Source organism: Streptomyces sp. NPDC090445 (assembly GCF_044769385.1).
Taxonomy (GTDB): Bacteria; Actinomycetota; Actinomycetes; order Streptomycetales; family Streptomycetaceae; genus Streptomyces.
In genome coordinates this window covers 937,892-949,943 of the sequence record NZ_JBIVXV010000001.1, presented here as the reverse complement: position 1 = coordinate 949,943, position 12,052 = coordinate 937,892, and the positions used below count along the sequence as shown (strand labels likewise).

The window sequence follows — 12,052 nt, the reverse complement described above, 5'->3', positions numbered from 1 at the left end:
GCCCCTGCCCGTAGAACGTGCGCCGGGCAAGGCCCCTCCTCGCCCGGCTGCCGGCTCCGGTGCCCTTCCCCCGGGGCCCGGAGCCGGACACCGACCCACGGTGGACGCGGACCTCCATGGGCCGCGTCGCCGAACTGTGCCTGAAGGGTGCCTCGATGGTGATCGAAACACACACCGTGACGAAGTCGTACGGACCGAGTCCGGCCCTGCGAGGCGTCTCGCTCACCGTGGAGCAGGGGGAGATCGTCGCCGTCACCGGGCCCAGCGGCTGCGGCAAGTCGACCCTCCTGCACGTCATGGCCGGCATCCTGCGCCCCGACGGCGGCGAGGTCCGCCATCACGGTGCCCGCATCGACGACCTGAGCGAGGCGAAGCGATCGCTGCTGCGGCGCACCGACTTCGGGGTGCTGTTCCAGTTCGGTCAGCTCGTGGCGGAACTGCCCGCGGTGGAGAACGTCGCCCTGCCGCTCCTGCTCGGCGGATCCGGCCGACGACAGGCCACCGCGCAGGCCGTCGAGTGGCTCGACCGGCTCGGCGTACCCGAGCTGGCACAGCAGCTGCCCGGGGAGATGTCCGGCGGCCAACAGCAGCGGGTGGCACTCGCCCGCGCCCTGGTATCGGGCCCCAAGGTGCTCTTCGCCGACGAACCCACCGGTGCGCTGGACACCCTCTCCGGGGAGCGGGTGATGGGGCTGATGGTCCGCGCGGCCCGTACGCAGGGCACCAGCGTGGTGCTGGTCACCCACGACGCGACCGTCGCGGCCCACGCGGATCGCGAGATCCGGCTGCGCGACGGCATGGTGGACGGCGAGCACCTCGGATCTGCCGTGGCGAAGGCCGCCCGATGAGCCCGCTGACCACGCTGCGCCTTTCGCTGGCGGGCAGCCGATCGGACCGCGTGCGCATCGCGCTGACCGCAATCAGTGCGGCTTTGTGCACGGTCGCGCTGCTCTGCGCCGCCACGGTGATCGCGGTACCGCCCTCCCGGGCGGTGCGCTACACCAACGACCTGCTCAACGAGAGCGGACTGCGTCCGGGGGTCTCCCTGGCGATGCTGCTGCTGTCCGTACCGGCGTTGACGCTGGTCGCCCAGTGCAGCCGGCTGGGAGCGCCCGCCCGCGAGCAGCGGCTGGCCGCGATCAGGATGGCGGGGGCGACACCCCGGCAGGTTGTTCGCGTCGTGTCGGTGGAGACGGGGCTCGCGTCCGTTCCCGGGGTCCTGGCGGGCTTCGCAGTGTTCCTCGTCGCACGCGCTCTGCTCGACGCCCCCGATTCCCAGGGCCGCCGCTCGCTGCCCACGGATGTGCTGCCACACGCCGCCGCCACGGCCGGGATCGTCCTCGGAGTGCCGCTGGCCGTCGCCGCGTTGACGGTCCTCACCCTGCGCAGGGCGGCCCTCACCCCGTTCGGTGTCGTCCGCCGCACGCGGCGCGCCCGCCCCCGCCCCACGCCCGGCGTGCTCATCGTGGTCGGGCTCGGCGCGTGCGCTCTGGTCGCGCCCGTCCACGTGTACTTCACCCGCCACCCGCGGGCCGGCGACGTGCCGTCGCTGGTCACGGGCGGGCTGGTGCTCATCGGCGTGCTCGCCGTCGGCATCGGCGTCGTCACGGGCACGGGCTGGATCACCCACACCATCGGCCGTCTCCTCCAGCGCCATGCGCGGGGGCCCGCGGGGCTGCTGGCAGGCCGCCGCATGATGGCGGACCCCTGGTCGGGCAGCCGCACCTTCTCCGCCATGCTGGTCGCCCTGGTCATCGGTTCGGCCGCGGCCGGTCTCGCCGCGCTCACGGTGGCGTCCGTCTCGGCACAGCAGGAGAACACCCGCCGCTTCGCCGCACTGGTCGGCGAGCCGTACCGACCTGCCGGCACGGGGCTGTACGAGCGGGCGTACGAACTCGTGGGGTACGCGTCACTGGTGGCCCTGGTGATCGCAGCCGCGGGACTCCTGGTGGCCCTCGCCGACACCGTCCTCGCCCAGCGGCGAGCGCTCGCCTCGCTGATCGCCACCGGTACGCCCCGGGGCGTACTGGCCCGCATGATCGGCTGGCAGACGCTCGCCCCGGTAACCCCTGCCGTGGGGCTCGCGGTGCTGGCCGGTGTGCTGCTGCCCCGCTTCGCCGTCCCCGCACCCGCCGACTCCATGACCATGGAGACCTGGCGTTGCGTACCGCTGCCGGGTGACGGCGCCGCCGCGTGCGAGGACGGGGCGTACTCCCTGGCGCACAGCGTCCGGGTCAGCGCGGAGAAGGTACCCGTCAGCGTGCACACTCCATGGGACCAGGTGGCGCTGCTCGCCGGCACGGCACTCGCGGCGACCGTGGTCGTCACGCTGGTCGCCCTGCTGTTCCTCCGCACGAGCACACGGGCCGGCGAGTTGCGCAGCGCCTGAACCGAGCGGCCCCGTGGCCGGTGTGAGCGGGAACGGTCCGGGCCCGGCCTCGAACGCACGAGGCCGGGCAGGCGCGAACGAGGGCTCACTCGCCCTCGTTCGCCGCGGCGAGGAGTTCCTCCCTGACCGGTCCCGCCTCCCCGTAGCGGGGAGCGTCGGCGCCGAGCGTCATGATCCGCTCCACCAGGCCCTCCTTGACGACGGCCTCCTCGGCGGAGGCGAGCAGGGAACCGACGTCGGCCCAGGCACGCAGGATGTCGGCGTCCTCCAGGAGGACGGCCTCCACCGCTGCGCGCAGCGCCCATACCGGGTCGTCGGTGCGGTAGTGCTCGCCGCGGATCTCGGCATCGATCTCGGCGACCCGGTGCCGGTTCCAATCGGCGTCGTCCTGCCACAACGGCCCGTACGTATCCTCGATCTCCCGGTCGACGCGCAGGGAGAGTTCGACCGCGTCGTCCGTGCCGAGCATCCGCAACACCTCGCGCAGCAGCGCCGCGTGCCGCATGCCGGTGGTCATGCCCGCGCCGAACTGGGGGTTGGTGGTCATCCGCGCGTCACCGACGGCCACGATTCCGGTGGCGACGGGGGTCCCGTCGACGACGAGGCGACGCCGGGTGTTGTGGGTTCCACCCAGGACGTTGACTTCGGTCAGCGCGATGCCGTCGTTCCAGTGGGCGGCGTGGGGATACAGGGCGAGGACCCGGTTCCACACCTCCGGGCGGCTCAGGGAGCGCAGTTCCTGGTCGCGGTCGGAGGTGACCAGGGTGGTCGACCAGGTGTCGCCGTCTCCCGGAGCGGTGACGATGGAGAGGCTGTCGTGGTGGGTCAGCGGCCAGGACCGGGCGGCCGGCACACCCCGCTCGTCGGCGCGGAAGTAGCGCGTGTAGTAACGGAATCCCGCTTCCTCGCGCAGTACCTCAGGAACGGCGCCCACCTGCGCCAGCAGGTCGGGAACCTCGGTGCGCCGTCCGGACGCGTCGACGACGAGGTCCGCCTCGAAGCGGTCCCCGGCCTCGGTCCTCACCCCGGCGATGTGCGGGCGGCCCGACGTACGGGACTCTCCGACCAGCAGGGACACCACCCTGGCGCCGCTCAGGACGCGCACCCCGGGCGTCTCGGCCGCGGTGGCGAGCAACGCGGCCTCCAGCACCGGGCGCCGGGCCGTGACGGTCTCGAAGCGCTCGTCCCCAGCCCGCCGCGGACCGGTACGACCCACTCCCCAGGCCCCGGTGATCATGTTGTACGTGTTGCCGCCTGCCGCGCGTATCCGCTGGACGGCGCCCGGCAGTTCCCTCTCCAGCAGGCGGAAGCCCCCCGGCATGAGGATGTGCGTCTGCCCGAACTGCTTGACGCCCGGCCGCCGCCAGTCGCCGCCGGCCGCCGCCTGCTCGGTTCGCGCGGCGGCGGGATCCCGGTCGAGGACGGTGATGCGGTGCCCGTCCGCCGCGAGCAGCATCGCGGCGGTGAGGCCGACGGGGCCTGCTCCGATGATCACTACGTTGGCCACTGGAACTCCTTGTGTCTGGGAAGTTGCCTCACTTTCCGTCGGACGAGTGCTCACCTTCCAGGTCACTTTCCTGCTCGGTTCCCGCGCGTGCCCGTTTCAGCGACGCGCGATCGGACGCCCCAGAGCGGTGGCGAGGTCGTCGAGGTACGCGGCGACGGGACCCGCGGTGAGCAGACCGCTTCCGGCGCCGGCCAGCTCCGCCGCCGCGGGTGTGAGCGCGGAGTAAGCGCGTTCCATCGTCCTGCGATCGGACACGGAGATCGCCGCGCGCGCCGCAAGACACCACAGAGCCTCGTACAAGAGACCGGGAGGCGGGTCGGGCAGCCGGTGCAGCAGGGCCGGGACCTCGGTGTGGCGTCCCTGCGCGATGAGGACCAGAGGGGTGGTCCACGGCTCGTGGGGGCCCCAGTCGGTGTCCTCGGCGGTCTGGTCGGGCCGGGCGGGCTGCCCGTGCCGCACGCGCAGGCACAGCAGGGCCAGGGGCAGCAGTCCGCGTTCGACGCCGGGCATGCCGGCGCCTCGGAGCCCGGCCGCGGCCTTCCGGAAGGCCGCCTCCGCCTCCGGCGCACGGCCGGTCGCCGCGACGCGCAGGGCCCCGTACCACTGGGTGAACACACCCGCCAGCGGCAGTTCGTTGCGCTCGGCGAGGCGGTCCACCGCAGCGGCGTGCCGGTCGGCTCCGGCGAAGTCGGCGAGGGCGCTGCGTGCCTGAAGTCGCATCAGATGACCCAGCACTTCGTAGGTGACCAGCCCGTGTCGCGTGGCCAGGGCGATCAGCTCCGCGCCGATCCCGTCTCGGCGTGGTGCCAGTCCCGCCCGGTGGAAGGTCTGCATGAACACACCGTTGAGGGCGAATGCCAGGAGCGCGGGGTCGTCCAGTTCGCGGGCGATCTCTTCGGCCTGACGGGCCGCCTGGAGTCCTCGTGCGGAGCGCGTCTCGCGTGACTCCAGGGCGATCGTGGCCAGGAGCCGGGCTCGCGCGGCTTCGTGACCGTCCGGCCGGAGGATCTTCAAGGTGCGCTCCGCCGCGGCCACGACACCCGCCGCGTGGTCCGGGTCGTCGGCACGCGTCCAGATCGCCGGGACGTCGTACGCGCCGATCACCCGGGCGGTCAGCTCCGGGTCCCCCAGTTCCTCGGCCGCCAGGATGGTGGCCGAGCGGTGCCGGCGTGCCACCTCCAGACCGGCGCCTCCCGTGACGGCGAGGTTGCGGAGCAGGCCCACCGTCGACTCCAGCCGGGCGCGGGCGCCGGAGGCGAGGGTACGGTCGTAGTCGGCTGCGGCCTCCGCCCACACCCGGTCGGCCGAGGTACCGGGTCCGGTTTCCGGATCGAGCCGAGGGGCCTGGGCCAGGACGTCGGCTTCGAGGCGGCGCAGGGCGGGGCCGGGATCGACCCCCAGCTGGTCGACGAGGAGCGCTCGCGCCCTGCGGAGCACGGCGAGCGCGTCGCCCTGGCGGCCGGTGCGGTACAGCGCGAGGGCCAGGAGCCGCCAGGCGTCCTCACGCCACGGATGTTCGGCGGCGTGCGCCTCCAGGTCCGCGGCCGCCTCCGCGGCCCGGCCGAGTGCCAGGCGGGCTTCGGCCCGTCGTTCCACAGCGTGCAGCCGCAGCCCGGTGAGGCGGGAGCGTTCCGTGCGGGCCCATGATTCCTCGGCGAAGTCGGCATAGGCGGGACCGCGCCAACGCCCCAGGGCCTCCTCCAGGGTGGAGAGAGCCCGCGCGGGCGGCAGGGCGCCGGCAGCGGCCACCGCGCGTTCGAAACGCCAGGCGTCGACGGCGCTGCCGGCGGGACCGTCCGCGGCGTGCAGCGCGTACCCCGGCCCCTCGGTGACGAGCAGCCGCGACGGCGTGCGGGGTCGGCGCTGCGGTTCCAGAGCTCGCCGCAGCGCCGCCACGAAGGTGCGCACGGCCCCGACCGCGCCTGTGGGGGGCTCTGCCCACAGGTCCTCGACCAGGCGGTTCACGGGTACGACGCGCCCCCGGGCGACGATCAACCGGGCCAGCACCGCGCGGTGCCGAGGCCCCTTCAAGGCGATCGGGCCGCCGCCGTCGTCCCAGGCCGTCACCGGCCCGAGCACCCCGAAGCTGACGTCCACGCCCCTGACCGGCCTTTCTCTCACGCTCTGGAGCCACGCTACAGCGCGCGCACGCCGTGCTCATTCAGTGCTCATCCACCGCTGCCAGGGTAGGAACACCTGCTCGTCCACACGAAAGAAGCCGGCTCATGACGCCCACTCCCGTCACCCCCGTCACCTTCGACCATCACCGGATCCCCGTAGCGGACGGTGTCCGACTCAACGTGGCCGTCGCCGGCTCGGGCACCCCGATCGTGCTGCTGCACGGTTTCCCGCAGACCCATCTGATGTGGCGGCACGTGGCCGCCGACCTCGCCACCGACCACACCGTGATCTGCCCCGACCTGCGCGGTTACGGCGACAGCGACAAGCCCGCCGAAACCGATGCCTCGATCTACTCCAAGCGCACGATGGCAGCCGACGTCGTGGTGGTGGCCGAAGCCCTGGGCCACGAGCGTTTCGCCCTGGCCGGGCATGACCGCGGCGCCCTGGTGGCCTTCCGTGCCGGACTCGATCACCCTGACAGGATCAGTCATCTCGCCGCCCTCGACGTGCTGCCCACCCTGGACATGTGGGACGTCATGCACGGCGTCACGGCGGCCGTCGGCTTCCACCTCTACCTGATGGCACAGCCCCCCCGGCCTGCCCGAGCAGATGATCTCGGCCAGTCCGGACGCGTTCTTCGGGCACTTCCTCGACACGTGGACCAACGACCCGCAGGCGATCCCCGCCGATGTGCGCGATGCGTACCTGGCCGCCTGCCGGAAGGCCGTTGTCTCGATCGTGGCCGACTACCGCGCGTCCGCGGGGATCGACGTGGAACACGACCGGGTGGACCGGGCGGCCGGGCATCAGCTGAAGATGCCCGTCACCGTACTCCAGCAAGACTGGGGCGCCGCCCTCGGCTTCGACGCGGCCGCCCTGTGGCGCGCCTGGGCCACCGACCTTCAGCACAGGACCGTCACCTGCGGCCACTTCATGGCCGAGGAGGCCCCCGCCGAGATCGCCGAGGCGCTCCGGACCCTTCTGGCGCGCTGAACGGCCAGTCGCCCATTACGGCAACTGGTAGCCGTTCAGCGCCTGTTGACCATGGCTCGCTCTCTCAGCAGCAGGCCCCGCGACGTAGCGCCGTGCGTGCATACGCCCTGTGCGCGCCCCTCTTCCGGTGCATAGCTTGCGATGTTGGTCTGTCACACCCGAGCGAGCCGTAAGGGGAACAGGTTGAAGCCAGCCGCTGACGTACTGAAGGAGCTCGTCCAGCCGTCCGACATCTCCGCTCATTCCAGCACCGGGCTGGTCGGCAAGGTCGATGAGGCCGCCGCCGAGGACGACAAGGCCCGCGAGGAGAAGGAGCTCGAAGAGCTCCGGCGCAAGCCCGCCCTCCGCCCCATACCGACGAAGGAGCTGGACCGGACAGTCCAGCTCACGCCCTGGGACGTCTTGCACACCCTCGGCCAGGCCATCGCCCTGTCGCGGCGAGGAGCCGGCCGCGGGCTCGCGGAACACTGGGGATGCCTGAAGTACAGCCAGGCTCTGACCGGCGGCACCGAGTCCTTCATGACGCTCTCGGCAGAGGGCCGGGAGACCGCGGACTACTACAAAGCGATCCAGTCCGGGGAACTCGGCACCGGCTTCGCCCTGACTCTCGCCCGACAGCTCCTCGGCCGCCGATACCCGGATCACTCGATCTCGATCGTCCCCGCCGACACCGCCCTGCGGGCCGGCTGGGCTCTCACCAGCCGTGACTCCGGGCCGCGATCCGGCTACCGCTACCGGCCGCAGTTCTTCGCCGAGGTCTGGAAGCCCGGCGAGCCGTCGTTGGCCATCCCCATCGCCTGCAAGGGCAACCACAGCAACGCCGCCACGTCGCACACCCAGCTCGCGTCCGCCTCCGCCCATGTCGAGGCAGTCCACATCGGCGCATGGAACCAGACGCCGGTCCTGGTCTTCAGCACGGAACTTCCGACCGAGGGCCCCCTCACGGTGCACGCCTTGCAGGCGCCGGAACCGGCGGCTGGCTGAACAGCGCGCTGGATACCCCCGACAACCACCTCGAACAACCCGTCGACGACGAGAACATCTACCCGGGAATCCAGCGGCCCCACGAGGGCGACGAACCGCCAGCGCCCGAGCCGGGGTTCCACGTCCAGACCGAGTACTATCCGTGGTTTCGACGGGTCCTCGCCCGAACCTCAGCCGCCGGCCTAACGGCCTTCGCCGGAGATGGCACGGCCACCGCGCAGTACCAGACCAAGAGGCAGGGACAGCGCCACTTCACGGGCCTGATCCATGCCGCCACCGACAGCGTCCAAGACGCCCACGCACAGCTCCACGGCATCGACTTCGTCGGCACCGATCACGTCTTCCGTCTCAACAGGACCCGGGTCGAGGCATTCTCCGGAATCGCGAAGGACCTCTTCCACCATCTTGAGAAAGGGCAGCTGGAGCGGTACCACACCGAGGTCCACGCCCACCGCAAGACATGGCCCCTTCTCGGATGGGACTCGAAGTGGGACGGCCCGGTCTCCGTCCATCAAGACCTCTCGCTCGGCGGGATGCCGTCACCCGGTGTCAGCAGCTCCTTGATGCAAGCGCAATCCAGCTGAACCCGCCATCGGTAATACCGGTCCGGGTCCGGTGCGAGGAACGGCCACAGCACCGGAGGAATCCCCCTGCGGCGATCGGAGTTGAACTTCTCGTACTCGCGCAGGACGGCCGTGCGCCGCTTCGCCCGGCCAGGAAGCCGGCGCGCTACAGCGGGTGGGCTCACACCTACGTCAGGCTCGGCCACGTCCCAGATCCTCTCGACCAGCGAAACACCGCCGCCGACGCCAGGAACCTTGAGATCGGACTGCCGCAGAAATAGCGCTCCCTTCCCCTGAAGGAAGGGGAGGAAGTTGCCGCAGCCTTGCTCCAGACCCGCGTTATCGAGTGGATGACTGCACCCGTGTCATCGGCGGGCAAGACCGGGCAGACCTCAAGGATGTCGGGCTACACGTGGCAGAGACGGTCACGGGGCGCCAACCAGGCCCCTGCGCCAGCTGCATGCGCCACCGCCGGCGGGTGCATCTCCGTGAACAACACAAGGGGCTGATACTGACTGTTTGCTGACCAAAGCCCCGTTGCCACGCCGCTGACCTGCGGAAACGTCCAGATGTCAGATGTCGGACTTGAACATGGTGCGAAGCAATGTGAGCTCCTAGAAGACGGCTCCCTGCCTGCTTCTGCAGGTCAAGGGCGTTCTGCACTCTACATCGGCAGGCGTCGGGTCGGAGATCAAAAGGAAAATCCATCGTCTCGGACGAGAAGGCTCCTGGCCTGCACTTCCGTGTACACCAGGCCGTTGCGATGCTGCCGACCAGGCTTCGCATCGGCCAGCCTCTTCGGAACGTGGGGGGACTGATGCTGACCAGATGCTGACTTATCTGACGGCACATCATGCAGATGTGCCGATCCCCCAGCGGCCGACCGTAAGGGCCCGCAGGACCGGTCCCTGTGCCTGCCTCCCCCTCCACCCGTACGAACATCCCTGGCATCTTCGCCGCCAGCGACATCGTCGACCACACCCACCGCCAAGCCATCACCGCAGCCGGCTCAGGCTGCGCAGCGGTCCTGGACGCCGAGCGCTGCCTCGCCGCCCTGTGCGACAGCAGCACGGACGCTGGCATGGCGGAGGTCAACGCCTGACTGGCTGGCCCCCGTGCCAGGGTGGGGCCGACTCCGACGATGTGCGCGCTTACGCCCTTCATGCGCCCCTGCTCCCCCACGTAGCTTGCGACGTCGGCCTGTACCACCCGTACGAACGTAGGGGGAAGCAGCTTGAAGCGAGCAGACGTGCTGAGGGATCTCGCGCAGCCGTGGAACGCGGTCGTTCACTCGACATCGGACCTCGCGGGCAGTGTCGCCAAGGCTGCGACCGCGGACGACAAGGCCAAGCGGGAGAAGAACCAGGCCCCTCTGCGCCGCAAACCAGAGCTTCGGCCGCTGCCCGTGAAGTCACTCGGTCTGTCGCTCCAACTGACTCCCTGGGACGTACTCCACGCTCTGGGGCGGGCCAACGTCCTCGCCCGCCAAGGCGCGGGGCGAGGACTTGCCGAGCACTGGGCCAGCCTGAAGTACTGCCAGGCCCTCACCGGCAACGACGGTCGCTACATGGCTCTGTCCACCGAGGGCCGTAACCCCAGGCGCCACTACGCGGCCACACAGTCGGGCGAGCTCGGCATCGGTTTCGCCCTGGCCCTCGCCCGGCGCGTACTCGCCGCTCAGTACCCGGAGCACGCGGTCTCGGTCATCGACGCCGAGATAGCCATGCGTGCCGGCTGGGAGCTGACCGGCAGGGAAGCGGGACGCAGCAGTGCCCCGCGCCGGCCGGGCTTCTTCCTGGAAGTGTGGAAGCCGGGCGAGCCGTCCCGGGTCATCCCGGTCACCTGCAAGGGCACACACGGAAACGCCGCCCAGGTCCACAAGCAGCTGGCCACCGCCTCCGCCGACGTGGAAGGCATCCACATCGGCGTGTACAACGAGACACCGGCCTTCGTCTTCGGCACCACGCTCCCCAAGAAGAGCGAGAGCATCACGCTCTACCTGCTCCACGCTCCGGGCGACGGCACCCTGGCGGATGCGAAGGACCTCCATCTCGACCCTCCCGTCGAGGACCGCAGCATCCGGCCCGGCATCGACGCCCCGACCGAACCGAACGAGGAACCACCGGTCGGCTACCACGTGCGTCCCGAGGAGTGCGGCTGGTTCGGCCGGGTCCTCGCCCAGGCGGATGCCGCCGGCCTGATGGCCTTCACCGGAGGTGGTGAACCCACCGCCCGGTACCTCACCAAGCGCCAGGGCAAAGGCCACTTCGAGACGTTCACCCACGCCGGCACCGGCATCGTCCAAGACGTCACCCATATCATCCACGGCAGGAAGTTCGTGGGCACCGATCATGTCTTCCGCCTCAACGGCGTCCGGGTGGAGGCCTTCTCCGGTCTGGCGGAGAACCTCTTCGACCACCTCCGGGACGGCAGGGTCGACCAGTACCGCCACGAGGCCCACGCCCTCCGCGACACCTGGCTCACCGAGCCCTGGGACGCCAAGTGGCGCGGTCCCGTCTCCATCCACCCCGACGGCACCGTCATGGCCCTGCGCCGTCTCCGCCTTCGCTGATCCCCACTCCTGTCAGGCCTTCGGGGAGCCGGACAGCCCCCCGAAGCCCTCAACGGTCAACGCGTGGATACACGGGCCACCGGGCCCTGCCGGGCGCCAACAGCTCTGTGGGCGAAGAGGGCCAGACGTGGATGAATTCCGGCCCTTGTTGTCCGGACGCAGTGAGACACAGCCGGACGCAGTGAGACGGCTTCTGCGGCGTTCTACCTGGCCGGTCTGCGTCTGCCTCTCGTTTTGACGGGAGCGTGCCGCGGAACACTTCACGTCATGCCGAGCTTTCAGCAGAGGAAAGCCGTGGGGGACGCCCACGAGCAGCGCATCGCCCAGGAACTGACCGCGCGCGGATGGGCGGTCAACCCGTGGGGGCAGGGAGTCCTCACCCAGCCCGTTCAAGCCGCACTCCGAAAGACCGACAGCTCCCTTCGGTGGACTCCCGACCTCCTTGCCGCCAAAGAGGGCCATGTCGCAATGATCGACTGCAAGAGCAGCATGACCAGTCGGGCGACGCACCGCCACGCGATCGAGAGCGCCGCGGTCGACGCGCACCTCCAGCTCGTCGCGTGGACCAGGCTGCCCCTCTACTACGTGTTCGACAACTCGGTCCGAACCGGCTCGGGCGCGCCGTACTTGCTCGTACCCACGACGCACTGCCGCGCCTTCAACACCGCGTTCGGCCCGCGAAGGCATCCGTCCGTCGCAAGCGACGCCGCCTGAGCCCAGCGCCGCGCCAGACCCGCTGCTCGGTACAGCGCTTATACAGAGCAGCGTTCGGCTTCGACCACCGCCGGGTCACGTAGCGGGACACCACCCGCCCTCTGGAAGCCCGGCGAGCCGTCGTTGGCCATCCCGATCGCCTGCAAGGGGGAACCACAGCAACGCCGCCGCGTCGCACGCCCAGCTGGCGGCCGCCTCCGCCCATGTCG

General features: G+C 70.8%; 9 protein-coding genes and 1 pseudogene. 8 read left to right on the top strand and 2 right to left on the bottom strand.

Annotated features, from left to right (window positions below):
- Positions 1–155 precede the first annotated feature (155 nt).
- Complete coding sequence (locus ACIQUT_RS04235) at positions 156–848, top strand: ABC transporter ATP-binding protein (RefSeq protein WP_403559005.1); 693 nt, start codon at positions 156–158, stop codon at positions 846–848.
- Positions 845–2,389 (top strand): FtsX-like permease family protein, encoded by a 1,545-nt coding sequence (locus ACIQUT_RS04230; protein WP_403559003.1) that lies wholly within the window; start codon positions 845–847, stop codon positions 2,387–2,389. The genes ACIQUT_RS04235 and ACIQUT_RS04230 overlap by 4 nt, the downstream gene beginning before the upstream one ends.
- Positions 2,390–2,474: 85 nt before the next feature.
- Here the strand turns inward: ACIQUT_RS04230 and ACIQUT_RS04225 are convergent, their stop codons facing one another.
- Both ACIQUT_RS04225 and ACIQUT_RS04220 read right to left on the bottom strand, forming a co-directional pair.
- Positions 2,475–3,950 carry an FAD-dependent oxidoreductase gene (locus tag ACIQUT_RS04225; protein WP_403559000.1) on the bottom strand — a complete coding sequence of 492 codons (1,476 nt, stop codon included), beginning with the start codon at positions 3,948–3,950 and terminating at the stop codon, positions 2,475–2,477.
- Between the two features lie 42 nt (positions 3,951–3,992).
- Positions 3,993–5,993 carry a BTAD domain-containing putative transcriptional regulator gene (locus ACIQUT_RS04220; protein ID WP_403558997.1) on the bottom strand — a complete coding sequence of 667 codons (2,001 nt, stop codon included), beginning with the start codon at positions 5,991–5,993 and terminating at the stop codon, positions 3,993–3,995.
- A gap of 128 nt (positions 5,994–6,121) precedes the next feature.
- Between ACIQUT_RS04220 and ACIQUT_RS04215 the strand changes: the two genes are divergently transcribed.
- The 6 genes and pseudogenes from ACIQUT_RS04215 to ACIQUT_RS04190 all read left to right on the top strand — a co-directional run bounded on the left by ACIQUT_RS04215 (position 6,122) and on the right by ACIQUT_RS04190 (position 11,843).
- Positions 6,122–7,183 carry an alpha/beta fold hydrolase gene (locus ACIQUT_RS04215; protein WP_403558994.1) on the top strand — a complete coding sequence of 354 codons (1,062 nt, stop codon included), beginning with the start codon at positions 6,122–6,124 and terminating at the stop codon, positions 7,181–7,183.
- A 10-nt stretch (positions 7,184–7,193) separates the two neighbouring features.
- Positions 7,194–7,994 carry a hypothetical protein gene (locus tag ACIQUT_RS04210; protein ID WP_403558991.1) on the top strand — a complete coding sequence of 267 codons (801 nt, stop codon included), beginning with the start codon at positions 7,194–7,196 and terminating at the stop codon, positions 7,992–7,994.
- A complete protein-coding gene (locus tag ACIQUT_RS04205; RefSeq protein ID WP_403558988.1) occupies positions 7,895–8,578 on the top strand; it encodes a hypothetical protein in 684 nt (227 codons plus the stop codon). Before ACIQUT_RS04210 ends, ACIQUT_RS04205 begins: the two co-directional genes overlap by 100 nt.
- An 895-nt stretch (positions 8,579–9,473) precedes the next feature.
- A pseudogene (locus tag ACIQUT_RS04200) lies at positions 9,474–9,659 on the top strand (thioredoxin-disulfide reductase); the annotation flags it as partial.
- Positions 9,660–9,791: 132 nt separating this feature from the next.
- Positions 9,792–11,129 (top strand): hypothetical protein, encoded by a 1,338-nt coding sequence (locus tag ACIQUT_RS04195; RefSeq protein ID WP_403558985.1) that lies wholly within the window; start codon positions 9,792–9,794, stop codon positions 11,127–11,129.
- A 267-nt stretch (positions 11,130–11,396) separates the two neighbouring features.
- Positions 11,397–11,843 carry a hypothetical protein gene (locus ACIQUT_RS04190; RefSeq protein ID WP_403558982.1) on the top strand — a complete coding sequence of 149 codons (447 nt, stop codon included), beginning with the start codon at positions 11,397–11,399 and terminating at the stop codon, positions 11,841–11,843.
- The last annotated feature ends 209 nt before the right edge of the window (positions 11,844–12,052 follow it).

Bases quoted from the DNA above. Each gene is read 5' to 3' on its own strand.
- ACIQUT_RS04190 (WP_403558982.1), top strand. From the start codon at position 11,397: ATGCCGAGCTTTCAGCAGAGGAAAGCCGTGGGGGACGCCCACGAGCAG.
- ACIQUT_RS04235 (WP_403559005.1), top strand. From the start codon at position 156: ATGGTGATCGAAACACACACCGTGACGAAGTCGTACGGACCGAGTCCG.
- ACIQUT_RS04205 (WP_403558988.1), top strand. From the start codon at position 7,895: ATGGAACCAGACGCCGGTCCTGGTCTTCAGCACGGAACTTCCGACCGA.
- ACIQUT_RS04230 (WP_403559003.1), top strand. From the start codon at position 845: ATGAGCCCGCTGACCACGCTGCGCCTTTCGCTGGCGGGCAGCCGATCG.
- ACIQUT_RS04215 (WP_403558994.1), top strand. From the start codon at position 6,122: ATGACGCCCACTCCCGTCACCCCCGTCACCTTCGACCATCACCGGATC.